A 22345-nucleotide genomic window follows, 5' to 3' on the forward strand; every position below is an offset into this window, starting at 1 on the left:
CTGTTACGACTCCGCCGCTGGGCTGTAGACCCGCGGTGCGCTGTGCTTGGGCAAGTGGATAAGGTTGAGGTTGTGCTTGCGCGCCCATTGCAGGGCAAGGCCGGTGGGCGCCGACAGGCTGACCAGGGTCTGGATGCCGGCACGCAGTACTTTCTGGATCAGCTCGAGGCTGCAGCGGCTGGTGACGATGGCCAGGCCACCCTGGGTGTCGATGCGTTGTCGCAGCAGGGCGCCGATCAGTTTGTCGAGGGCGTTGTGCCGGCCGATGTCTTCGCGGCCAAGCAGCAGTTCGCCTTGGCGGTCCATGAACAATGCTGCATGCACGGCACCGCAATGCTGGCCCAGTGGCTGGAAGGCGTCGATGCGCTCGCGCAGGCCGACCAGCCACTGGGCCGGGGGCAGGGGCGCACCCGGCAACACGGCCAGATCCGGCAGTGCCTGCTCCAGTGCCTCGACCCCACACAGGCCGCAACCACTGGTGCCGGCCAGTTGGCGGCGCTGGTTTTTCAGGTTCCAGAACGCCCGGCTGGAGATTTCCAGGTCGGCGTACAGTGCCGAGCCGCTGCCGGAGAGCTTGAGGTCGTAGATTTCTGCGGTGCCTTCGACAATGCCGCTGCCGACGCTGAAACCGACGGCGAAGTCTTCCAGATCGGTAGGGCTGACCAGCATCACTGCCTGGTTGAGGCCGTTATAGACAATGGCCAGGGCCACTTCCTCGGCCAGCGGGGTGCTGTCGCGTTTGGCGTCGCTGAGCTGGACGTAGTCGTAGGTGTTGCTGGCGGCGGGCATGGACAAGGGCGATGAGGCCGCGCAGACCGGAGGCTTGCTGTTCATCGGGGCGCTGAATACCGGCGGCTTTCTGATAGCACAAGCCTAGGCGCGTGGGCCGGCGGCGTCTAATCGCTAGGGTCTATGCCTTGATAGACCGCGTCGATTGGTCGCGCAGGGCGGAAGTGGTAAAGCTGACCTAGACTCCTGTGTCCAAGGTTTCGTCAACAAGGAGAGCGCAATGAGCCTGTTCAGTTTCGTGAAGGAAGCCGGCGAGAAGTTGATCGACCTGCTGACCCCTGGCAACGCCAATGCCGAGGAGCAGCTAAAGAAACACGTGGAAGCTGTTGGCCTGGGCAACCCCAACATCACCGCCACTGTAGAAGGAGACAAGATCATCCTCAAGGGTGAAGTGGCCAGCCAGGAAGAGAAGGAGAAGATCATCCTGGCGGCGGGCAACATCAGCGGCGTGGCCAGTGTCGAGGACCAGATCACCGTGACCGGGCCGGTAGTCCAGGCGGCAAGGTTCGTCACAGTGAAATCGGGCGACACACTTTCAGCCATTGCCATGGTCGTGTATGGCAATGCCAATCAGTACAACAAGATTTTCGAGGCCAACAAGCCGATGCTCAAACACCCGGACAAGATCTATCCGGGGCAGGTGCTGCGTATTCCTGACTGATCGCTGAAGTCTGTACAGGCCTCTTCGCGGGCGCGCCCGCGAATGGGGCCTTACAGGCCTACCAGTAACTCCCGGTAATCCTCGACCGCCGCAAACTCTTCAGTATCCCGCGGCCCTGCTTTGCTATCCGGCTGGCGCACCGCCAGCAAGTGCCCCACACCAAACCGCCGTGCACTGCGCAGAATCGCCAGCGTGTCATCGATGAACAGGCTGCGTTCCGGTTCGAAGCCGATATCCGCCTGCAGGGCATCCCAAAACTGCGGGCTTTCCTTCGCGTAGCCATAGTCGTGCGAGCTGATCAGCCGCTCGAAGTATGGTGCCAGCTCCACCCGCTCCAGCTTCAGAGACAGCGAGTCACGGTGGGCATTGGTGATCATCACGACACGCTTGCCAGCCTGGCGAATCGCCGCCAGGAAGGTATCGGCATCCGGGCGCAGGGCAATCAGGTCGGCAATTTCCCGCTTCAGCTCGCGAATGGGCAGGCGTAGCTCGCGGCTCCAGAAGTCCAGGCAGTACCAGTTCAATGTGCCGGCATTGCGTTCGAACAGCGGTTGCAGCTCCATTTCGGCCATGGCCCGGCTTACACCGTGCAGCTCGGCATAGCGCTGGGGCAGGTGGTCCAGCCAGAAGCGGTTGTCGTAATGCAGGTCGAGCAGGGTGCCATCCATGTCCAGCAGGACGGTATCGATGGCAGACCAGGGAAGAACAGGCATGGGAAACTCTCGATCAGTCGGCAAGCCACGGTATAGTAACCCGTTCACGCCAAGGAGCCGCCCCATGCGCCAGAAACCCACCGTACTCAGCCGCGAAATTGTCGCCAGTAGCCGCCTGTTCCGCGTCGAAGCCGTACAGCTGCGCTTCAGCAATGGTGCCGAGCGCACCTATGAGCGCCTGGTGGGCCGGGGTAACGGCTACGGCGCGGTGATGATCGTGGCCATGCTCGATGCCGAGCACGCCGTGCTGGTGGAGGAATACTGCGGTGGCACCGATGAATACGAGCTGTCGTTGCCCAAGGGCCTGATCGAGCCGGGCGAAGACGTGCTGGCGGCAGCCGACCGGGAGCTCAAGGAAGAAGCCGGTTTTGGCGCACGCCAGCTGGAGCACCTGACGGAACTGTCGCTGTCGCCGGGCTACATGAGCCAGAAGATTCAGGTGGTGCTGGCCAGCGACCTGTACGAAGAGCGCCTGGAAGGCGACGAGCCCGAGCCGATGCGGGTCGACAAGGTCAACCTGCGTGAGTTGTCGGCCTTGGCCATGCATCCGCAGTTCACCGAGGGCCGCGCCCTGGCGGCGCTGTACCTGGCCCGTGACCTGCTGATTCAGCGGGGGCTGCTGGAGCTATGAACGACCTGCAACTGATGCATGAAGTGGTCAAGCTGGCGCTGACGGCAGGCGAGGCGATCCTGCCATTCTGGCGCGCCGATGTCGCGGTAACCAACAAGGCCGACGATTCGCCGGTTACCGCCGCCGACCTAGCCGCGCACCGGGTAATCGCCGATGGTCTGCTGGCGCTGGCGCCGCAGATTCCGGTGCTGTCCGAAGAGGACTGCAATATTGCGCTGGCCGAGCGGCAAAACTGGAGCCGCTGGTGGCTGGTCGATCCGCTGGATGGCACCAAGGAATTCATTGCCGGCAGTGAAGAGTTCACGGTCAACATCGCCCTGATCGAGAACGGCGAGGTGGTGTTTGGCGTGGTGTCGATGCCCACCAATGGGCGCTGCTATTTTGGTGGACGCGGCATGGGGGCCTGGCGTGCAGATGCCGGTGAGGCAGCCCAGCTGATCCAAGTACGCAACGCACCCGCGCAGGGCGAGCGTTTTACCGTGGTGGCCAGCCGTCGGCATTCCAGCCCGGAGCAGGAAGCGCTGTTGGCCGGCCTTGGGGCTGCGGTGGGCGAGCTGGAGCTGGCCAATATCGGCAGCTCGTTGAAGTTCTGCCTGTTGGCCGAGGGCAGCGCCGATTGTTATCCGCGCCTGGCGCCGACTTCGCAGTGGGATACTGCTGCGGCGCAGGGTGTGGTGGAGGGGGCCGGTGGCGAAGTGATCGGGCTGGATGGCTTGCCGTTCCGGTATCCGCCGCGCGAGTCGCTGCTTAACCCGTACTTCCTGGCGTTGCCGGTAAATGCTGAATGGCGCCAGGCCTTCCTGAACCTCATCTAACTGCCTGGCACGATCCTGTGGGAGCGGCCTTGCGTCGCGAAAGGGCCGCAAGGCCGCTCCCACAAAGGCCGCGTTAGTCGTACTAGCGGTGCAGAACGTACTGGCCGCTGAACCTCACCGCCGGCTCGTCACTGCCGTCATTGCTCACCGTGGTCTCCAACGTCAACCGTGCCCGCCCACGCCGCTGGTACAGGGTCAGGAACCGCTCCCAGGTTTTCTCGTCTGGCGCGGCACAACGCGCCACCGCCGTGCCGGTCACTGGCAACGGGTAGCTGATCTGCCCTTCCTGGATGACGATATGCCCGTCATCGATCCCCAGTTCACGCAGGCGCAGGTGCAGCCAGCCCCAACCCACCAGCACTGCTGCGCAGTACAGGCTGCCGCCGAACATGGTGCTTTTGTGGTTGACGTTGGCCGCCAGCGGCAGTTGCAGGCGCAGGGTGTGCTGCTGCCAATCGATCACTTCCAGGCCCATTTCGCGGGTCAGGGGGATGTCGCTGTGCAGTACGGACTGCAGGTACTGGCTATCGGTGCTCATTAACGGTTGTCCTCTTGATCGTCATGCCCGCCGCTGCCGCCGTCGAAGTTCAAGCCATGCTTGCGCAGCTTGTCGTGCAAGGTTTTGCGGGGGATACCCAGTGCTTCGGCCAGGCTCCGCATGGAGCCGTGTGGCTGGGCCAGTTCGGCGGCGATCAGCGAACGTTCGAATTGCTCGACCTGTTCGCTGAGGTTGCCGCTGAGCATGGGCGCTGCCGGGGCTGCTGCCGAGGGTGCCTGGCCATCCAGTGCCAGCTCCAGGCCAAGGGCGAAACGCTCGGCGGCGTTCTGTAGCTCGCGGACGTTGCCTGGCCAGTCATGACGCAGCAGCAGGGCGCGTTGCGCGGGTTGCAGCGCATGCGGCGACAGGCCATGACGTTGGCTGGCAGCATCGGCGAAATGCTGGAACAACACCAATATGTCGTCGCCGCGTTCACGCAGTGGCGGAATACGCAGCGGCGCCACGTTCAGGCGGTAATACAGGTCTGCGCGGAAACGCCCTTGGTCGGCAGACTGACGCAGGTCTTCCTTGGTCGCGGCTATGATGCGGATGTCCAGCGGGATCAACTGGTTGCCGCCCAGGCGTTCGACCACTCGCTCCTGCAGCATGCGCAGCAACTTCACCTGTACATCCAGGCTCATGCTCTCGATTTCGTCGAGGAACAGCGTGCCGCCGTTGGCAAATTCGAACTTGCCGATACGGCGTTTCTGCGCGCCGGTGAACGCACCGGGCTCGTGGCCGAACAGTTCGCTTTCGACCACCGATTCGGCCAGCGCGCCGGCGTTGATCGCCACGAACGGCCCTTCGCTGCGGCTGGACAGGTCGTGCAGCGCGCGGGCCACCACCTCTTTGCCGGCGCCGGTTTCGCCCAGAATCAACACGTCGGCGCGGGTGCCGGCCAAAGCGCCGATCTGCTCGCGCAGGCGCAGCATGGCCGGTGAATGGCCGACCAGGCGGGTTGCCAGTTGCTGGCGGTCGCTCAGTGCCAGACGCAGGCTACGGTTGTCCAGCACCAGCCGGCGCAAAGCCAGGGCGCGGCGCACGCTGTCGAGCAGGGCGTCTGTGGCAAAGGGTTTTTCCAGGAAGTCATAAGCCCCGGCGCGCATCGCCTGCACCGCCAGCGGCACATCGCCATGGCCGGTAATCAGCAGCACCGGCAGTTCGCTGTCGCGGCCGTGCAGTTGTTCCAGCAACTGCAGGCCATCGATGCCCGGCATGCGAATGTCGCTGACCACCACGCCGGGCCAGTCGGCCTCGATACGCTCGGCCAGGCCTTGGGCTTCGGCCAGCGCGACTACCTTGAGCCCGGCCAGGTCCAGGGTCTGGCTCAAGGCTTGGCGCAGGTGGGGGTCATCGTCCACCAGGATGACCTGGGCTCGGCTGTCGATCAGTGTCTCGGTGGTCATGCCGAGGGGTCCTCCGAATTGGGCAAAGTAGCGCCAGATGCGGCCACCCGCAGCTGGAGAGTCAGCATTGCGCCACCTTCCGGGTGGTTGGCCAGCAGCAGTTCACCGCCCAGGGCGCGCATCAGGCTTTCACAGATGGCCAGCCCCAGGCCCAGGCCCTGGGTGCGGGTCTTGGTGGTGAAGAACGGCTCCTTGGCGTGCTCCAGGGCCTGGCGGCTGAAGCCGGGGCCGTTGTCACGGATGTACAGGTAGACGCAGTCATCACGCTGCTCGGCACTTAGCCACAGGCGGCGCGGGTTGGCTTTTTCGGTCAGGGCGTCGAGGGCATTGGCCAGCAGGTTGCCTAGCACTTGGCGCAGGCGGGTTTCGCCGGCCTGAACCCACAAGGTGGCTTCCGGCAGGTCGCGGATCAGCTCTACGGCCATCGCCCGGCGGCGCTTGGCCAGCAGCGCCAGGGCATCGTCCAGAGCCGGCTGCAGGGCCACGCTCTCCGGGGCATGACGGTCACGACGGGCGAAGGCACGCAGGTGGGCAATGATCGAGGCCATGCGCCCGGTCAGCTCGCCGATCAGCTTGAGGTTGCCGCGGGCGTCTTCGGTACGTTGGTGGTCGAGCAGGATCTCGGCGTTTTCTGCGTAGCTGCGGATGGCGGCCAGGGGCTGGTTCAACTCATGGCTGATACTGGCCGACATGGTGCCGAGCACCGACAGCTTGCCGGCCTGCACCAGTTCGTCCTGTGCGCGCACTGCCTCCTGCTGAGCGTTTTCGCGCTCCAGCACGGCATTTTTCAGGCGGGTGTTCAGGCCTTCAAGGTCGGCGGTACGTTCGGCCACGCGCTTTTCCAGTTCCTGGCGGCCACGGGCTTCGAAGTCGATGCGGTCGATGTAATGGCGCCGCCGTTGCATCACCAGGCCTGCCAGCAACATCAGTACCAGCAGCGTACCGGCACCGATGGCCATTACCGTCTGCACCGAGCGATCAACCAGCGTGCGCGGGGCGAGGATGCTGACTTGCCAACCAGTTTCCTTGATGTCGCGGGTCTGGGTGATCCAGGCCTGCGGGTTGAGAACCAGCGGCTGTGGGGCCTGGGTCGGATAGGGCTGGATGGCGATGATGGCCTGGCGCTCGGCGTCGGTCAGCGTGCGGGTAGCACGGAAGCGCCAGTCGGGCCGCGAAGTCAGGATGACCACGCCATTGTGATCGGTCAGCAACAGCTGCTCGGGCGTACGGCCCCACAGGGTTTCGGTGTGGTCGAGATCGACTTTGACCACCAGCACGCCGACGATCCGCTCGCGGTCGCGCACGGCCGCGGCAAAGAAGTAGCCGCGCTTGGCCGAGGTGGTGCCCTGGCCGAAGAAGCGGCCAAGGTGGCCGGCCATGGCTTCGTTGAAGTAAGGGCGGAAGGCGAAGTTTCGGCCGACGAAGCTGTCGTGCTTGTCCCAGTTCGAGGCGGCCAAGGTGTTGCCGCTGACGTCCATCAGGTACATCACCTCGGCACCGGTCTTCTGCACGATGTCCTTGAGCAGGCGGTTGGCGTTGGTCACCGCTTCCAGGCGGAAAGGGTCGGCCAGCACGCCACGCAGCGCTGGCAAGTCGCCGAGAATTTGCGGCAAGGTCTCGTAGCGGTGCAGGGTGCCGAGCAGGTTGGCGACATACAGGTCGAGGGTCTGGCGGTTCTGCGAGGCCAGTTCTTCCTGGTAATAGCGTTCGGCCAAGTGATGCAGGGGCCATAGTAATGGGGCCAAGATCAGCGCCAGCAGGGCCAGGCTGCGCCAGCGGGGACGGCGTGGGGGCGTGGGCTTTGCAATCATCAGGTAAATGCGCCAGAAAAGTCTGACGCAATTATGCGCTAGTTAAGGCAGCACTTCCGCCTCTGCCAATGGCAGGCCCACCTTGTCCTTGTCCGATAACAGCGGTGGCTGCTGCAGCCCCCAGTCGATGGCCAGTTGCGGGTCGTCCCAGCGGATACAGCGGTCGGCGCCAGGGTTGTAGTAGTCGGTGGTCTTGTAGAGGAACTCTGCCGATTCACTCATCACCGCAAAACCGTGGGCGAAGCCAGGCGGAATCCACAGCTGGCGATGGTTGTCGGCTGACAGGTGCACCGCGACCCATTTACCGAATGTTGGCGAGCTTTTGCGCACGTCCACGGCGATATCGCGGATTTCCCCGTGCACCACGCGCACCAGCTTGCCCTGGGTGTTTGCCACCTGGTAGTGCAGCCCACGGAGCACGCCCTTGATGGAGCGCGAGTGGTTGTCCTGGACGAACGTCACGTTCACGCCGGTTTGCTCTGAGAACTCACGGGCGTTGAATGCCTCGAAGAAAAAACCACGGCTGTCAGCGAACACCTTCGGCTCGATGATCAGTACTTCAGGGATTGCTGTAGGGATGATGTTCATAGCGGCTCGCTGGCCCGTCGTTCAAGTATTGACCCTAGTCGGCCTTGCCGGAAATTTCCGCGCGTAGCTGTAACAGGATGCATAAGGTGTGGCTATGGTAGACAGCAGGCCGTTCCTTTCACCAGACCAGCGCTGATAGGTGTCGATTGTTATCGATTTAAATTCGCCGAATGGCGCGGAATTCTTCGATTTTCAGGCTTCAAATATCGATATATATCGGTTATAAATTGACAAACGCCCCAGCATACCCGGCTCAGGGCCATCACAGAGGTCACCCATGAAAACCCTCAACTCCACGCCCCGTGCCGATGGTTTCCACATGCCCGCCGAGTGGGCCCCACAAACTCAGGTATGGATGGTCTGGCCGGAGCGCCCGGACAACTGGCGTCTGGGCGGCAAGCCGGCGCAGGCTGCCCACGTAACCCTGGCCAAGGCCATTGCCCGTTTCGAACCTGTAACCGTCGCGGTCTCCGCCGGCCAGTACGAGAACGCCCGGCGCCAACTCGACCAGCCGAACATTCGTGTGGTTGAAATCAGCAACGACGATGCCTGGGTGCGTGACACCGGCCCTACCTTCGTCATCAACGACCATGGCGAAGTGCGCGGTGTAGATTGGGGCTTCAACGCCTGGGGCGGCTTCGATGGCGGCCTGTACGCACCCTGGAACCGCGACGAGGAACTGGCCGCCAAGGTGCTGGAAATGGAGCGCTGCCAGCGCTACCAGACCGAAGGCTTTGTGCTGGAAGGTGGTTCGATCCACGTAGACGGTGAAGGCACCGTGATCACCACTGAGGAATGCCTGCTCAACCGCAACCGCAACCCGCACCTGAGCCGCGAGCAGATTGAAGCGGTGCTGCGCGATCACTTGGCGGTCGACACCGTGGTATGGCTGCCCGATGGCCTGTACAACGACGAAACTGACGGTCACGTCGACAACTTCTGCTGTTACGTGCGCCCGGGTGAAGTGTTACTGGCCTGGACCGATGATTCCAACGACCCCAACTATGCGCGCTGCCACGCGGCCATGGATGTGCTGAAGAACACCCGCGACGCCAAGGGCCGCGAGTTCATCGTGCACAAGATGCCGATCCCGGGCCCGCTGTTTGCCACTGCCGAAGAGTGCGCCGGTGTCGACCAGGTCGCCGGCAGCCAGGAGCGTGACCCGTCGGTGCGCCTGGCGGGTTCGTACGTGAACTTCCTGATTGTTAACGGTGGCATCATTGCCCCAAGCTTCGACGACCCGGCAGATGCCGAAGCCAGAGCGATCCTGGCAAGGATCTTCCCCGACCATGAGGTGGTGATGATCCCGGGCCGCGAGCTGCTCTTGGGTGGCGGCAACATTCACTGCCTGACCCAACAGCAGCCGGCGCCGGTCAAGCGCTGAGCCCGTAATGAATGAGAGGCCCGTCATGTGACGGGCCTCTTTTTTGCGCGGGCGACGCCCGGAAGCCGAGCTGGCATACGTTTTGTATTGTTTTTCAAGCAGATAGCAAGATGGCACGGTCAGGCCGCGCCTCTGATCTGTAACAATACCTACGTAAATTAGCCGCTCACGGGCCAGGGAGTACGTGTGGACATGAACGCAGCAAGTGAGTCGGCTTTGCGCCCATCGGCAGTTGATCGCCAATCGCTCAGGCTTTTGGCGAAGCGGTTGAAACACCATGGAAGCATCAGGGTCAGGACGACCGACCCACGACGTCTGCTTGCCGGGCGATACCCCCAAGGGTTGATCAGCGAAGCAGAGATGCAGGCGCTGATGGCGGTGTGGCACTGATCGATTGCACCTGTACCTGCCTCTTCGCGGGCATGCTCGCGAAGAGGCAGGTACAGGCAACTTAAAATCAGAAACTGTAGCTACCCGTCACCACAAGGCTACGCGGATCGCCCACCTGGATCTGCGCCGCACTGGTCGCCGAGCTGTAGTAGGTCTTGTCAGCAATGTTGCTCAATGCCGCCCGCACATCCCAGTCATGGGTCCGATACCCCGCCAGTGCATCCCAACGGCCATACCCTGGTAATACCGTGGTGTTCTGGTTGTCCGCATAACGCTCGCCCACCAGTGTCAGCCCGGTTTCGGCGTACCACCCCAATTCTGGCTTCCAGGTCACGAACAGGCTGCCATTGCGCTTGGCCACGTCATTGATGCGGTTGCCTTCCTGGCCGTTATTGTCCTTGACGATGATCGCATCCTGCAGGCCAATGCCGCCGCGTACATACCAGTTGCCGACGATGTTGCCGGTGGCAGTCAGCTCGATGCCGCGTGAACGCTGCATGCCGCTGAGCAAGATGATGTTCGGGTCGTTTGGGTCGCGGGTGCGGCGGTTGTAAAGTTCCAGCTCGTAGATGGCCAGGGTGGTGGTCAGGCGCTGATCCAACCAGTCGCTCTTTACGCCTATTTCTTTCTGCCGGGTCTCTTCCGGGTCGGTTTTATTGGTGTTGCCCTGTGCCCCTGGGGTGATGCCGATCAAGCCGCCACCCACCGGTGAGAAAGTCTTGCTCCACGAGGCGTAGAACGAATGGTCGCGCCATGGCGTGTAGACCACGCCCAGGCGTGGGCTGGTGCTGTTGCTGTCCTGCGGTTCGCGCAAGCCATCCTTGTTGGTGGTTTCCACTTCGAACTGGTCAAAGCGCACGCCGGCGAGAACCTGCCACTGATCGTTCAGGCGAATCTGGTCCTGCAGATAAACCCCGCGGCTGTCGACCACGGTGTGGTTGTTGCTCGATACCGCCAACGTACCATTGTGCGGCTGGCTGGGTTTGCCCAGGCCTGGCAGGCTCTGGCTGCCGGCGCTGTATAGCAGCGGATCGCGCCGCTGGTTGCCGAACTCCAGGCCCAGCAGCAGCTTGTGTTCAAGGCCCAAGGTGTCGAAGTCGCCCTCGGCCTCCAGGTTGTTGAATAGGTTGCGGGTGTTCAGGTCCTGCTGCCAGCGTTGGCGGGTCAAGGTATTGGTGCCGGCGTTGTAGCCCGTGACATAGGTGTTGTCGAACTCGCTGTCGAGTTTGAACAGGCCCAGGGTGTGGCGCAGCTGCCAGGTTTCGTTCAGCTGGTAGTTCAGACGCGAGCGCAGCGACTGGGCGCGGTCGTCAATGTAGTCGCGATGGTCGCCGTAGGTGGCGCTGCGGCTGACGTCTGCCGGGCGGCCGTTGACACTCGGGATGCCGCGGTCTGGTGTGCGGTTGTAGCGGCTGTATTCATACTGCACCAGCCAGTTCAGGTCGGGGGTGATCTGCCAGCTGATCGACGGGGCGAACAGTTGGCGGCTGCCGTCGATACCCTCGCGAAAGCTGTTGTTGTCCTGGTTGCCCATGTTCAGGCGCAGGCTGACCGTGTCGCTGGGGTCTGCGCTGAGGTCGGCATACAGGCTGCGCAGGTCTTCGCTGCCGGCCTGCGCTTCGATGGTCGAGCGGCGACCCGGCTCCGGTGCCTTGCTGACCCTGTTGACGATGCCGCCCTGGCTGCCACGGCCATACAGTACCGCTGCAGGCCCCTTCAGCACTTCGACCCGCTCGATGTTGTGCAGGTCGCGGATGTACTGGCTGTCGTCGCGGATACCGTCCAGGTAGAAGTCGTTGCTGGCCTCGAAGCCGCGGATGCGTACGCTGTCAAAACGGGTGTCGGCGCCGCTGCTGACGTTGGGGATACCCTCCAGCGCCTTGCCCAGCGTGTTGCTGCCGTAATCCAGCACATTGGAGGTTTTCACCGTATCGATGGCCTGCGGCACATAACGCACGGGCGTCGAGGTGCGGGTTGCGGTGCTCACCTCCTTCACCCGCGGGTTGTCCTTCTCGCGTTCGCTGTCGGCGGTAACCGACGACTCCGGCAGTGTGGTGGCGGCGGCACTGGCCAGGCTGGCGCTGAACAGCAGCGACAGGCCGAGCGTCAGGGGTGAAAGACGGCAGGGTACAAGCATGGGCACATCCGGGACGGGCAGTTGAAAATAAAGTGCGAATGGTAATGCTTGTTATTTGCTCTTGCTTGGGTATTTGTAAAGGCTTGTCTTTACATATGTGTCCGTTTGTAACAGCCTCTGCGGCCACGCTCTGCCTGCTCCCAGGAAATTGTCCGTTCGATCAAATGGCAATTTCCTACACAAGATAAATTGCCCGCTGATAGCGCAAACCTGCATGGAAATGCACCAGACAGGCCGGTAATTTCGGTTATATCAACCTGCATTTCACGACTTTTTGACATTTGTAATCGCACACGGCTAGGATTCGGCCAACGCCTGCTGGCCATGGTATTGGCCAAGCTGCTGCCAAGGGCCGCCGTGAAATTACCGGTCGGCCCACCCGGCTGGATCCGCATAGCGTCGAACCTACGAAGGGGCGTTGGTTCCTGGCGTCATATTGCAGCGCGTTTTTGATTAAGAAATAAGGAAAACAACATGTTGAAAACCAGGATCAGCCTGGTCGCCCTGGCGATGATCGCCGCGACCCAGGCTCAGGCCAATGACCAGGCTGACAGCAAGGGCTTCATCGAGGACAGTCACGCCAACGTCCTTCTGCGCAACGCCTACATCAACCGTGACAAGAAGCATGGCACCGACGACCAGATCGAATGGGGCCAGGCGTTCATCGCCAACTTCTCCTCCGGTTTCACCCAAGGCACCGTTGGCGTCGGTGTAGACGCATTCGGCCTGTACGCCGTGCGCCTGGATGGCGGCAAAGGCCACAACGGTGGTGGCGGCGTCGACTTCTTCAAGCCGCACGAAACCACCAATGCCGAAGGCAACGCCAGCTCGCCGCACAACCTGGCGCGTGGTGGTGCTGCTGTGAAGTTCCGCATTTCCAACACCGTGCTGAAGTACGGTGACCAGATGCCAGCACTGCCAGTGCTGCAGTACGACGATGCACGTCTGCTGCCAGAAAGCTTCACCGGCACCCTGATCACCTCCAAAGAGATCCAGGGCCTGGAACTGAACGCCGGCCGCTTCACCCAGGAAGCGCGCAAGAGCGCCGAGCGCCGTGATGGTGGTGGCCTGAAGTCGATCAACGTCTTAGGTGGCAGCTACAAGTTCACCGACAACTTCACCGCTTCGCTGTACACCGCCGACAACGAAGATGTGATGAAGAAGCACTACCTGGGCTTGAACTACGTCTTCCCGATCGCCAGCGACCAGTCCCTGACCCTGGACTTCAACGGCTACAAGTCGGACATCAACAACAAGTACGTAAAAGCCGCAGGCCTGAACGGCGACTCCAACACCATCTGGAGTCTTGCAGCCACCTACGCGTACGGTGCGCACTCGTTCACCCTCGCTCACCAGCGCAGCACTGGCAGCACGGGCTACAACTACGGCTTCTACCAGAACGCCGGCGGCGTGGGTGACGGTGGTTCCACCATCTACCTGGCCAACTCGTACTGGTCCGACTTCAACGCCGAAGACGAGCGCTCCTGGCAACTGGGCTACGGCCTGGACTTCGGTGCCTACGGCATTCCGGGCCTGACCTACAAGCTGGCTTACGTGGTGGGTGACAACATCAACACCCGCAACGTCGCCAACCCGCAAGGCTTCGGCGAAGGTAAAGAGCGCGAGATCTTCAACCAGATCCGTTACGTGGTGCAGGACGGCCCGGCCAAGGACCTGTCGATCAAGCTGCGTAGCTCGTTCTTGCGTACCAACAACGCCGTGCAGCAGAACGGTTACAACGACGACGGCAACGAAGTCCGCGTATTCGTCGAGTACCCGATCAGCATCTTCTGATTCTGATCTGATGTATCGAACAGCCCCGGCCTATGCCGGGGCTGTTTCTTTTCGGCGAACGGTTACTGTTTGAGCCGGCGCTGGGCTTACGGTCTCCGGTGCAAAGCTGTCGCTACGCGCCATCCGCCACATCCGCGCATAAAACTCGCTTTCGATCGAGCCACTGAGTAACTCACCTGGTTTGAGGAATGTGTGCAAGTCTGAAAACAACCCGATTTCGCTGGGGCTGACGCGCCGTGCCAGGTGTTTGGGCTTGAGCTCCGAAGGGTGCTCCAGGCCTGCGGCAGCCAGCATCTCGGCCAGTGCGTGCAGTGTGTTGCGGTGGAAGCTGGCTACCCGCTCGGCCTTGTCTGGCACCACCAGGGCGCGCTGGCGCAGAGGGTCTTGGGTCGCCACGCCGGTCGGGCACTTGTTGGTGTGGCAGCTCTGCGACTGAATACAGCCAATGGCAAACATGAAACCGCGTGCCGAATTGACCCAGTCAGCGCCGATGGCCAATACGCTGGCAATGTCGAAGGCGCTGACGATCTTGCCCGCCGCACCAATGCGGATGCTGGAGCGCAGGTTCAGGCCGACCAACGTGTTGTGCACGAACATCAAGCCTTCGCGCATCGGCACGCCCATGTTGTCGCTGAACTCGCGAGGTGCCGCGCCGGTGCCGCCTTCCTTGCCGTCGACAACGATGAAGTCAGGGGTGATGCCGGTGGCGAGCATGGCCTTGGCAATGCCCATGAATTCCCAAGGGTGGCCCAGGCAGAACTTGAAGCCCACGGGCTTGCCGCCCGAAAGCTCGCGCAGGCCGGCTACGAACTGCAGCAGCTCGACCGGTGTGCGGAAGGCGCTGTGCGCCGCCGGCGAGATGCAGTCCTCGCCTGCGCGTACGCCACGGGTCTCGGCAATTTCGGGGCTGACCTTGTGCCCCGGTAAAATGCCGCCGTGGCCAGGCTTGGCGCCCTGGCTGAGCTTGATCTCGATCATCTTCACCTGTGCCGAGCGGGCCTGTTCGGCGAAGCGCTGTGGATCGAAACGACCGTCCTCGGTGCGGCAGCCGAAGTAGCCGCTGCCAATTTCCCAGATCAGATCGCCGCCGTGTTCACGGTGGTAAGGGCTGATGCTGCCTTCGCCAGTGTCATGGGCAAACCGGCCCATGCGCGCGCCGCGGTTGAGCGCGGCGATGGCGTTGGCGCTGAGGGCGCCGAAACTCATCGCCGAGATGTTGAAGATCGAGGCCGAGTAGGGCATTCGGCATTGCGGCCCGCCGATGGCAATGCGGAACGACGCAGGGTCTGGCGTGGCCACCGGTAGCATGGAATGGCTGATGAATTCGAAACCAGGTTTGTAGGCGTCGTTGAGCGTGCCGAACGCTTTCTCGGCGCTTTCGTTCTTGGCGCGGGCGTAGACCAGCGAGCGTTGCGAGCGGGAGAACGGCAGCTTGTCGTCGTCACCTTCGATCAGGTACTGGCGGATTTCCGGGCGGATGGTTTCGATCAGGTAACGGATATTGCCCAGGATCGGGTAGTTGCGTCGCACCGCATGGTGGCTTTGGCGCAGGTCATTCAGACCGACCAGGCTGAGCAGCGCGGTGATCAGCGTTACCGGCCACAGCCAGGCATGTTGGGCCAGCAGGGGCAGGCTGGCGAAAGTGAAGACAAGGCAGAGTACGAGGCAGGCGTAGCGGCTGGGAAGAGAGTGTTTCATGGGTCCATCGCAGGCAGGATGACCGGGCCTAGGATAGGCAAACGCAGGGGACGGAAAACCTGGGTAATCGGTAAAAGACTGTTACCTGATTGCGAATTCCCTGGCCTGCGCAGTCCTATGGTGTGGGGCTGCTCCCACAGAAGATCGCGTTAGCCAGGCAGCAGTATGCTGACCCGCAATCCACCGCTCTCACGGTTCGACAATATCAGCTCACCCCCATGGCTGGCGGCGATCCGCTGGGCAATGCTCAGCCCCAGCCCATATCCGCCGGATGCCTGGTTACGCGATCCCTCACCGCGCACGAACGGGTCGGTGATGGTCGGCAGCAGCGCTGGCGAAATGCCTGGTCCACGGTCGTCGATGTGGATGAACACTCCTGTGGTGGTCCGCTCCAGCGTGACAGAAACATCCTTGGCATAACGCAACGCATTGACCAACAAGTTCTGCAGGCAGCGCTGCAGCAGCAGGGCATCCCCCCGCAGGCTGTTCACCCGGCCGTGCACCGGCAGTGGTTCCTGGTCAGTCGCCAGGTCCGCACACTGGCGCGTCACCAGCCGGTCCAGGTCCACCTGCTGCAAGTTCTGCTGCTCTCCGGCACGCAGGTAATCCAGAACCTGACCGATCATATTGTCCATCTGCGTGATGTTCTGCTGCAGGCGTTGGCGGTGTTCGTCATCGGGTAAGCGCTCCAGTCGCAGGCGCATGCGGGTCAGTGGGGTGCGCAGGTCATGAGACACGGCGGCCAGGAAGTAGGCCTTGTCGTTGACCATGGCAATCAGCCGCTGCTGCATCGCGTTGAACGCCTGCGCCGCCTGGCGCACTTCCTCCGGGCCATCCAGCGCCAGGGGAGGCTGCTCGAGGTTGCTGCCCAGGCCGCGTGCGGCATCGGCCAGGCGCCGCAACGGGCGCAGGCACAGGCGCACGGCAACCAGGCACACCAGCAACACCGCGACGATGCGCAGCGCATACACCCGCAGCAGGTAATCGCTGATCAGCACCCAGGCCGACTCGCCGCTCCAGCCCTGCAGTTCCTGGCCCGCAACGGTCAGCCAGTGGCCATCGGCCAGCGGCACCGCGAACTGGATATGCGCCTGGGCCGTGCGCAGGCCGAACAGGCTGCGCCAGACGATCGGCTGGCCCAGCTCGTCGGTGAGTTGCACGTGCATCAGGCGTACGTCCTGGGCATGCCCCAGCTCGTACTTCAGGGCCTGCTGCAACAACAGCTCGACCCGCCTGTGCCCGCGGCGCTCGTCATGCTCTTGCGCAGGCGGGCTTTCGACGCAGTGAAGCTGGTAGTGGGCTGGCGCCTGCAGCGTACCGCCGTGGCAGTCGGCCTGGGCAATCAGGGGGGCGCTGCGTGCAGCAACCAGTCGTACGGGCACCTCTAGCGCCTGAGCGAAACGCACGTCGAACCAGATGCTGCTCGACATCAACTGGATCACCAGCGTGCCACTGACCATGATCAGCAGCAGTTGACCAAACAAGGTGCGGGGCCATAGCCGGTGACACCAGCGCATGTCAGACACCAGCCGCGAGGGGGGCGAGACTCAGCAAATAGCCTTCGTTACGGATGGTCAGGATTTGCGCGGTCCCCGCCGGCGCCCGGCGCAGCTGCTGGCGCAGGCGGCTGACACACATGTCCACCGAGCGGTCGTCGGGCAGGTGATCGCGGCCGAACGCGCTGCGGGTCAGTTGGTCACGGGAGACCACTCGGTTGTTGGCTTCCAGCAGTTCGCGCAGCACACGGTAGTCGGAGCGCGGCAGGGTCAGGGTCTCGCCATCCGGGCGGGTGAGCAGGCGCTTGACGTGTTCCAGGCGAAAGCCTGCGAACAGCTGGGCGTCCACCATAGGTTCTTCGGCAGAGGTGCCCAGGCGTTGCGGACGACGCAGTACGGCTTTGATCCGGGCGATCAGTTCGCGTGGTTCGAAGGGCTTGGCCAGATAGTCGTCGGCGCCTACTTCCAGACCGATGATGCGGTCCAGCGTGCTGCCCTTGGCTGACAGCATGATCACTGCCAACCCAGGTGTGGCCTGCAACTGCCTGCACAGGCTAAGGCCGTCCTCACCCGGCAGCATCAGGTCGAGCACCACCAGCTCCACTTTGTGCCGGGCCAGCTGGTCACGCATCTGTTGACCGTCTGCTGCCGCCAGCACGTTGTAGCCGGCATCGGTCAGGTAATCACAAAGAAGTTCGCGGATCTCGTCGTCATCATCGACAACCAGCAGGGTCGTGCTCATGCAGAAAAACACCTGTTCGGTGAGGGCCGGTGGCGCTCGTTACGTTCAATTACATCCCCGTACATGTCGGGTCTGGAGCCCGGAGGGCTGATCCCTAGAATCCTAACAAAAAATCATCTGCAAATACGAAGCCTTCCCAAATGAATCCCCAAAGCATCACGCCAGTGTTCATCCCCTTCAGTCAAAGTGGCAATTGCCTCAAGCCGCTGGCCTTCTGCATTGCCGTCGCCATCAGCGGTGGTGCAGTGGCTGCCGACGGCAAACCCCTTGAACTCGACGCCACACAGATCGAAGACAGCGCAGTACTGCCTGCCGACGATGCCGGCCAGTTGGGCTATACGGTCGAGAGCACCCGCAGCTCCACTGGCCTGGCACTGACGCCACGGCAGACACCGCAATCGGTTACCACCATCACCCGCCAGCAGATGGATGACCGCGACATCCACACCATCGAGCAGGCATTGGAAACCGCCCCAGGCGTAACGGCCAACAAGTCCGAGGTGGGTGGGCGCACCGACTACCGCGCGCGTGGTTACTCGATCAGCAACTGGAAGGTCGATGGCCTGCAGACCCAGGGCGGCTCCGATTTCAGTGGCAGCGGCAATGCGCTGAACATGGACCTGTACGAACGCATCGACATCGTGCGCGGCGCCAACGGCCTGCTGGGCGGCACCGGCGACCCCTCGGCCACCGTCAACCTGATCCGCAAGGCACCGACCAAAACCTTCGGCGGCAGCGCTTATGCCACTTATGGCAGCTGGGACAAGCGTCGTCTGGGTGCTGACTTGAACCTGCCGCTGTCCGAAGATGGCCGCCTGCGTTCGCGCTTCGTGATGACCCAGCAGGATGCCAACTCGTTCCGCGACAACCAGTCCGAACGTTCCCGCGCCGCGTTGGCCAATTTCGAGTTCGACCTGGACGACGCCACCACCCTCGGCGCCGGTTACCAGTATGAGTACAACAAGGTCGTGGGTGGCGGCTGGGGCGCGAACATCCCGATCTGGTACCGCGACGGCAGCAAGACCGACTTGCCGCGCAGCACCAACCTGGTGCCCAGCTGGAGCTTTGGCGAGTACACCACCCGCACTGCGTTCGGTTCGCTCGAGCATCGCTTCGACAACGACTGGACCCTGGACCTGAAAGCCGCCCAGGCCACCACCGAAGCCCTGAACCATCGCGGCCTTGCCAAGGTGAATTCGGCCGGGCGCGGCAGCTACGGCGGCTATTGGGACCAGGACGGCAGCGGCGCAGTACTGAATGGTTTGCACAGCTCCAGCGACACCACCCAGCAGTCGGCGCAGATCGACCTGTCTGGCCCGTTCCAGCTGTTTGGCCGCACCCACCAGGCGATGGTCGGCTACAACGACAGCCGCACCGTCGGCTGGTCGCCCCAGTACACCTGCACCATGGTCGGCGACGGCATGACCAGCGCGCCTGCACTGGGTTGCCAGTTCCGCGCCAACAACGGCTTCCCGGTGACCGACTGGCACAATGGCGTGGATGACGACTACGACCTCATCGCCTCGCGCACCGGCCTTCACAGCAAGACCACCACCCGTCTGCAGGGCATGTACGCCGCCACCCGCCTGAGCATCACCGACCCGTTGTCGGTGATCGTTGGCGTGCGCACCAGCAACTATTCCTCGGTCACCCGCAGCGTGGCCGGCGAGCGCAGCAGCCAGGAAGAAAACGGCATCGTCACCCCTTACCTGGGCGCGGTGTATGACCTCAATGTCAACTACTCGGTATACGCCAGCTACACCGATATCTTCACGCCGCAAACGTCTGAAACCAGCAGCGGCAGCAAGGTCGAGCCGATTCGTGGGCAAAGCTACGAGACAGGTATCAAGGGTGAGTGGTTCGATGGCCGCCTGAACGCCTCGGCGGCGTACTTCCGCACCAAGCAGGAAAACAAGGCCGTGTTGGACGGCGACCTGACCACCCCGACTGGCGGCAGCGCCTACAAGGCCGGCTCCGGGCAGGAAACCGATGGTATCGACTTGGAAGTCGCAGGCGCCCTGACCCCCAACTGGAACGTCTACGCCGGTTACACCTACCTGCACTTTCGCCGCGTCGACAGCGACGGCCGCAGCGACCCGTCGCACTTGTTCAAGGCCTCCACCACCTACCGCCTGAGCGGCCCGCTCGACCGCCTGACCCTGGGCGCCGGCGTGACTGCGCAGACCAACATCCGCGCCATCTCCAGCCCTGCTGGCCAGCCTACTAACGGTGTGAGCAATGGTGCCACTGACGTGAACTGGTCCGGTTATGCCATCTGGAATGCCATGGCCAAGTACCAGCTGACCGACGACACCAGCGTCAGCCTCCACGCCAACAACCTGTTCGACAAGCACTACTACAGCCAGTACGGGTTCTATGCCGGGGCGATTTATGGCGACCCGCGTAACCTGTCGTTGACGGTAAGCACCGCGTTCTGATCAAGCCCTTCCACAGAACCAGCGCTGGGTTCAAGGCCTGCGCTGGGCCGCCAAGCGGCCCTTTCTTACCTGGGCTCTACCGCTTGCCCTGGATCAACCGGCTTCTCCAACTGGCCCTCGAAGCTATCCCAATCCTCGCCAAACAGCTCCACCGGATGCATGGTCCGGTCTGCGCCATTGCCACAGGCTAGCGCCTTGGCAGGGCAGTACAGGTCGCAACCCCAGCAGATTCGCTCGGGGTGGCGAGGGTTTGTGGGGAATCTCTTGGCCATGCTCATCCTCCCTCAGGGCTGCCTGTTCTGAACGTAAACTCCTCGCCCAGCCCGTCGTTTGACGGGCATCAATCCATTGGCGATCGCCAGGTCACCGTACATCGCGCATCCAGATATCTGGTTGACAGATATCTGGATCGGAGATATTTTCCACCCTATGTTGGTGCGCCGGGACAACACAATGCGGGTCATAACGAAAGCGGCGGTTACCAAGGCGATTGAAGTCCACGGCCAGTGGAAAGCGCCCCTAAGCCTGTGGCTGACGACCTTCGACAGGGCGACGCTGCGGTTCGAATCTTTTGAACAGTTGAGGCAGACGTGGGCCACTGTGTCTGGCTGGAATGTTGATCGCATCCCCCACTCAAAACTCAGGCCCGCCAGCCGCAAAGGGCCGCTTGATATCTACGTGTTCGATATCAAGAAAAACGAATGCCGCCTGATCGCGTGGCTCAATGCGCGAACGGGTACTCTCTACATCAAGGCCATTTTGTCGCACGCCGAGTACGACAAATGGTGCAGAAGCGATATCAGGTAGCAACCTGGGCCGCGCGATATTTCAATTCGACAGGTGACAACATGAAGCGGGATAAAATCGAAGCCAATGGACTAGATGCCTTCATCGCTAATATTTCACCCATGCTCGATGGCCTGAACACTCAGATGGCAACCATGGCCCAGCTTCTAGCCGCCTGCCATGACCCCATCAAGGACGATGCCGAGCTTGAGGCACGCATGGCCTTGATCGACGAGCTCTACTCCCATGCGGACAGCGAAGGCCACGCTGCGGCACGCTTTGCCGAGATGGTAGCGGACCGCGTCTACGAGTATGAGAGTGAGTCTGTATTGGTGCCGTTCGCGAGCCAGGCCGAAGCGTTGGCCTTTCTGCTGTCGGATAGGGGCGTGAAGCAGAAGGACCTGTCGGCGATAGCGACCCAGAGCGCGGTATCCGAGATTCTGAACAACAAGCGGAAGATGACGGTTGCCCAGATAAAGGGCTTTGCTGAGTTTTTCAGCGTACCGGTTGAGTTCTTCATGCATGGGGTGGTTTGACAGGCTCGATAGCCGTCTCCGACCACAACCCAGACTCGACCAGCGCACTGCATGCCATGGCACGGAACCCGTGGCCGCAGATGTCCGCCTTGGTGTCGTAGCCATCGTCCTGAGTGCGGCAACCCCCGCAAATACCAAGTCGAATTTGCCAGTGATCGTGTGGATCTGCCCAAGCAAGGACACTGCATGCGGCGGGGTACAACGTGATGTAGCCGGCCCCAAATGAGGTCGAACTGATTTCAGCGGGCGAGAGAAACACGATATTTCAGGGTATACCGCGAAACATTTCTAATTCAGCCAACTGCAAGCCACTGCGCTAGATTCGCTCCTCTTGGCATCCATGCCGTCCCCAATACTGCATCTCGCCGTGGCTGCGACGCATACAGTATGGCCAGGACCCAGAGCGGCCGATCAAGTCGTTGACCGAGTCGGTCGGGGCGGGTGCGATTGAGCTCATCATCAACGGCAGCCCTGCATTCCGATGCGTGTATGTGGCCAAATTTGCAGACATGGTCGTCGTGTTGCATTCGTTCGTGAAAACGACCAACAGGTCCGAACGGCACGCGATGCAGGTCGCCGAACAGCGGATGAAGGAGTTGAAGCAAGAACTGAGAAAAATGGGATACAGGGTTTAGCTGCCAGGCGTTTGGGTGATCACGATCTGGATCGGTGAACCGGCATCGTTCGAGGGCAGGGTCAGGGTTGTGCGAAAGCCGAGCTTGTCCAGCATGTCCATCATGGCGTCCAAGGTGAATTTCTCGATCTTGCCATTTGCAAGCTCGGATATGCGGGATTGGGTTACGTTCAGCTTGGCTGCGGCATCATGCTGTTTGAGGCCCATTTTTTTGATGCAGTCAGTGATGAAAATGGACAAGTCCATTTTCAAGGCCATTTTGCTGGCGGTATCTGCGTCGTGGGTGGCGTGGAAAGGGCTTTCGTGGAATTGAAGCGCCATCGGCTTGCCTCGGCAGAAATATCTAAAATTTGCGATA

At 62.0% G+C, this 22345-nt stretch carries 21 protein-coding genes and 1 pseudogene; 9 read left to right on the plus strand and 13 right to left on the minus strand.

Annotated elements, in window-relative coordinates:
- Positions 1 to 3: 3 nt before the first annotated feature.
- Positions 4 to 834: a formate dehydrogenase accessory sulfurtransferase FdhD gene (gene fdhD, locus LU682_RS01145; protein WP_010951628.1), complete on the minus strand. Its 831-nt coding sequence runs from the start codon at positions 832 to 834 to the stop codon at positions 4 to 6.
- A 175-nt stretch (positions 835 to 1009) separates the two neighbouring features.
- On the opposite strand from fdhD, the gene lysM reads away from it, so the two are divergent.
- A complete protein-coding gene (gene lysM, locus LU682_RS01150) occupies positions 1010 to 1450 on the plus strand; it encodes a peptidoglycan-binding protein LysM (RefSeq protein ID WP_010951629.1) in 441 nt (146 codons plus the stop codon).
- A 50-nt stretch (positions 1451 to 1500) separates the two neighbouring features.
- Here lysM and yrfG read toward each other — a convergent pair whose 3' ends face one another.
- Positions 1501 to 2163 carry a GMP/IMP nucleotidase gene (yrfG, locus tag LU682_RS01155; RefSeq protein ID WP_010951630.1) on the minus strand — a complete coding sequence of 221 codons (663 nt, stop codon included), beginning with the start codon at positions 2161 to 2163 and terminating at the stop codon, positions 1501 to 1503.
- Between the two features lie 64 nt (positions 2164 to 2227).
- Between yrfG and nudE the strand changes: the two genes are divergently transcribed.
- Positions 2228 to 2794, plus strand: a complete 567-nt coding sequence (gene nudE, locus LU682_RS01160) for an ADP compounds hydrolase NudE (RefSeq protein ID WP_003255794.1) — start codon at positions 2228 to 2230, stop codon at positions 2792 to 2794.
- The gene (gene cysQ / locus LU682_RS01165; protein WP_049588063.1) at positions 2791 to 3609 is read left to right on the plus strand and encodes a 3'(2'),5'-bisphosphate nucleotidase CysQ; all 819 of its coding nucleotides are present in this window, start codon (positions 2791 to 2793) and stop codon (positions 3607 to 3609) included. The genes nudE and cysQ overlap by 4 nt, the downstream gene beginning before the upstream one ends.
- An 82-nt stretch (positions 3610 to 3691) precedes the next feature.
- On the opposite strand, the gene LU682_RS01170 is transcribed toward cysQ, so the two are convergent.
- From LU682_RS01170 to rfbC, 4 genes are read right to left on the minus strand one after another with little or no spacing between them, the layout of a single operon-like run.
- On the minus strand, positions 3692 to 4147 hold the full coding sequence (locus LU682_RS01170; protein WP_010951632.1) for a thioesterase domain-containing protein: 456 nt from the start codon (positions 4145 to 4147) through the stop codon (positions 3692 to 3694).
- Positions 4147 to 5553: a sigma-54-dependent transcriptional regulator gene (locus LU682_RS01175; RefSeq protein ID WP_010951633.1), complete on the minus strand. Its 1407-nt coding sequence runs from the start codon at positions 5551 to 5553 to the stop codon at positions 4147 to 4149. Before LU682_RS01175 ends, LU682_RS01170 begins: the two co-directional genes overlap by 1 nt.
- Positions 5550 to 7364, minus strand: coding sequence for a sensor histidine kinase (locus LU682_RS01180; RefSeq protein ID WP_010951634.1), 1815 nt, complete (start codon positions 7362 to 7364; stop codon positions 5550 to 5552). The genes LU682_RS01175 and LU682_RS01180 overlap by 4 nt, the downstream gene beginning before the upstream one ends.
- A gap of 42 nt (positions 7365 to 7406) precedes the next feature.
- Entirely contained in the window at positions 7407 to 7952 is a 546-nt protein-coding gene (gene rfbC, locus LU682_RS01185; protein ID WP_010951635.1) for a dTDP-4-dehydrorhamnose 3,5-epimerase, read from the minus strand.
- A gap of 277 nt (positions 7953 to 8229) precedes the next feature.
- Here rfbC and aguA point away from each other — a divergent pair, with 277 nt between their 5' ends.
- Positions 8230 to 9336 (plus strand): agmatine deiminase, encoded by a 1107-nt coding sequence (gene aguA / locus LU682_RS01190; RefSeq protein WP_010951636.1) that lies wholly within the window; start codon positions 8230 to 8232, stop codon positions 9334 to 9336.
- Between the two features lie 457 nt (positions 9337 to 9793).
- Here the strand turns inward: aguA and LU682_RS01200 are convergent, their stop codons facing one another.
- The gene (locus LU682_RS01200) at positions 9794 to 11863 is read right to left on the minus strand and encodes a TonB-dependent receptor (RefSeq protein ID WP_010951637.1); all 2070 of its coding nucleotides are present in this window, start codon (positions 11861 to 11863) and stop codon (positions 9794 to 9796) included.
- Positions 11864 to 12337: 474 nt separating this feature from the next.
- Here LU682_RS01200 and LU682_RS01205 point away from each other — a divergent pair, with 474 nt between their 5' ends.
- The gene (locus LU682_RS01205) at positions 12338 to 13657 is read left to right on the plus strand and encodes an OprD family porin (protein WP_003255784.1); all 1320 of its coding nucleotides are present in this window, start codon (positions 12338 to 12340) and stop codon (positions 13655 to 13657) included.
- Between the two features lie 30 nt (positions 13658 to 13687).
- Here the strand turns inward: LU682_RS01205 and LU682_RS01210 are convergent, their stop codons facing one another.
- From LU682_RS01210 to LU682_RS01220, 3 genes are all read right to left on the minus strand, one after another.
- Complete coding sequence (locus LU682_RS01210) at positions 13688 to 15355, minus strand: FMN-binding glutamate synthase family protein (RefSeq protein WP_010951638.1); 1668 nt, start codon at positions 15353 to 15355, stop codon at positions 13688 to 13690.
- A gap of 149 nt (positions 15356 to 15504) precedes the next feature.
- Positions 15505 to 16872, minus strand: coding sequence for an ATP-binding protein (locus LU682_RS01215; protein WP_010951639.1), 1368 nt, complete (start codon positions 16870 to 16872; stop codon positions 15505 to 15507).
- 1 nt (position 16873) lies between these two features.
- Positions 16874 to 17593 (minus strand): response regulator, encoded by a 720-nt coding sequence (locus LU682_RS01220; protein WP_010951640.1) that lies wholly within the window; start codon positions 17591 to 17593, stop codon positions 16874 to 16876.
- A 140-nt stretch (positions 17594 to 17733) separates the two neighbouring features.
- Here LU682_RS01220 and LU682_RS01225 point away from each other — a divergent pair, with 140 nt between their 5' ends.
- The gene (locus LU682_RS01225) at positions 17734 to 20031 is read left to right on the plus strand and encodes a TonB-dependent siderophore receptor (protein WP_010951641.1); all 2298 of its coding nucleotides are present in this window, start codon (positions 17734 to 17736) and stop codon (positions 20029 to 20031) included.
- Positions 20032 to 20096: 65 nt separating this feature from the next.
- On the opposite strand, the gene LU682_RS01230 is transcribed toward LU682_RS01225, so the two are convergent.
- Positions 20097 to 20303, minus strand: coding sequence for a DUF3079 domain-containing protein (locus tag LU682_RS01230; protein ID WP_014860378.1), 207 nt, complete (start codon positions 20301 to 20303; stop codon positions 20097 to 20099).
- Between the two features lie 58 nt (positions 20304 to 20361).
- On the opposite strand from LU682_RS01230, the gene LU682_RS01235 reads away from it, so the two are divergent.
- Together LU682_RS01235 and LU682_RS01240 are read left to right on the plus strand one after the other, a co-directional pair.
- Positions 20362 to 20838 carry a type II toxin-antitoxin system HigB family toxin gene (locus LU682_RS01235; protein ID WP_020190010.1) on the plus strand — a complete coding sequence of 159 codons (477 nt, stop codon included), beginning with the start codon at positions 20362 to 20364 and terminating at the stop codon, positions 20836 to 20838.
- 41 nt (positions 20839 to 20879) lie between these two features.
- The gene (locus tag LU682_RS01240; RefSeq protein WP_004575922.1) at positions 20880 to 21353 is read left to right on the plus strand and encodes a helix-turn-helix domain-containing protein; all 474 of its coding nucleotides are present in this window, start codon (positions 20880 to 20882) and stop codon (positions 21351 to 21353) included.
- 4 nt (positions 21354 to 21357) lie between these two features.
- Here the strand turns inward: LU682_RS01240 and LU682_RS01245 are convergent.
- Positions 21358 to 21545: pseudogene (locus LU682_RS01245) on the minus strand (tyrosine-type recombinase/integrase); the annotation flags it as partial.
- A 227-nt stretch (positions 21546 to 21772) separates the two neighbouring features.
- On the opposite strand from LU682_RS01245, the gene LU682_RS01250 reads away from it, so the two are divergent.
- Positions 21773 to 21988, plus strand: coding sequence for a type II toxin-antitoxin system RelE/ParE family toxin (locus tag LU682_RS01250; protein ID WP_010951644.1), 216 nt, complete (start codon positions 21773 to 21775; stop codon positions 21986 to 21988).
- On the opposite strand, the gene LU682_RS01255 is transcribed toward LU682_RS01250, so the two are convergent.
- Positions 21985 to 22308, minus strand: a complete 324-nt coding sequence (locus LU682_RS01255) for a helix-turn-helix domain-containing protein (RefSeq protein ID WP_010951645.1) — start codon at positions 22306 to 22308, stop codon at positions 21985 to 21987. The genes LU682_RS01250 and LU682_RS01255 overlap by 4 nt on opposite strands.
- Positions 22309 to 22345 lie beyond the last annotated feature (37 nt).

This window comes from Pseudomonas alloputida, assembly GCF_021283545.2.
Taxonomy (GTDB): domain Bacteria; phylum Pseudomonadota; class Gammaproteobacteria; order Pseudomonadales; family Pseudomonadaceae; genus Aquipseudomonas; species Aquipseudomonas alloputida.

Coding starts and splice junctions, on each gene's coding strand:
- yrfG (WP_010951630.1), bottom strand. CDS start 2,163: ATGCCTGTTCTTCCCTGGTCTGCCATCGATACCGTCCTGCTGGACATG.
- LU682_RS01210 (WP_010951638.1), bottom strand. CDS start 15,355: ATGAAACACTCTCTTCCCAGCCGCTACGCCTGCCTCGTACTCTGCCTT.
- LU682_RS01180 (WP_010951634.1), bottom strand. CDS start 7,364: ATGATTGCAAAGCCCACGCCCCCACGCCGTCCCCGCTGGCGCAGCCTG.
- LU682_RS01220 (WP_010951640.1), bottom strand. CDS start 17,593: ATGAGCACGACCCTGCTGGTTGTCGATGATGACGACGAGATCCGCGAA.
- LU682_RS01170 (WP_010951632.1), bottom strand. CDS start 4,147: ATGAGCACCGATAGCCAGTACCTGCAGTCCGTACTGCACAGCGACATC.
- LU682_RS01230 (WP_014860378.1), bottom strand. CDS start 20,303: ATGGCCAAGAGATTCCCCACAAACCCTCGCCACCCCGAGCGAATCTGC.
- LU682_RS01175 (WP_010951633.1), bottom strand. CDS start 5,553: ATGACCACCGAGACACTGATCGACAGCCGAGCCCAGGTCATCCTGGTG.
- lysM (WP_010951629.1), top strand. CDS start 1,010: ATGAGCCTGTTCAGTTTCGTGAAGGAAGCCGGCGAGAAGTTGATCGAC.
- rfbC (WP_010951635.1), bottom strand. CDS start 7,952: ATGAACATCATCCCTACAGCAATCCCTGAAGTACTGATCATCGAGCCG.
- nudE (WP_003255794.1), top strand. CDS start 2,228: ATGCGCCAGAAACCCACCGTACTCAGCCGCGAAATTGTCGCCAGTAGC.
- aguA (WP_010951636.1), top strand. CDS start 8,230: ATGAAAACCCTCAACTCCACGCCCCGTGCCGATGGTTTCCACATGCCC.
- cysQ (WP_049588063.1), top strand. CDS start 2,791: ATGAACGACCTGCAACTGATGCATGAAGTGGTCAAGCTGGCGCTGACG.
- fdhD (WP_010951628.1), bottom strand. CDS start 834: ATGAACAGCAAGCCTCCGGTCTGCGCGGCCTCATCGCCCTTGTCCATG.
- LU682_RS01205 (WP_003255784.1), top strand. CDS start 12,338: ATGTTGAAAACCAGGATCAGCCTGGTCGCCCTGGCGATGATCGCCGCG.
- LU682_RS01225 (WP_010951641.1), top strand. CDS start 17,734: ATGAATCCCCAAAGCATCACGCCAGTGTTCATCCCCTTCAGTCAAAGT.
- LU682_RS01255 (WP_010951645.1), bottom strand. CDS start 22,308: ATGGCGCTTCAATTCCACGAAAGCCCTTTCCACGCCACCCACGACGCA.
- LU682_RS01240 (WP_004575922.1), top strand. CDS start 20,880: ATGAAGCGGGATAAAATCGAAGCCAATGGACTAGATGCCTTCATCGCT.
- LU682_RS01215 (WP_010951639.1), bottom strand. CDS start 16,872: ATGCGCTGGTGTCACCGGCTATGGCCCCGCACCTTGTTTGGTCAACTG.
- LU682_RS01200 (WP_010951637.1), bottom strand. CDS start 11,863: ATGCTTGTACCCTGCCGTCTTTCACCCCTGACGCTCGGCCTGTCGCTG.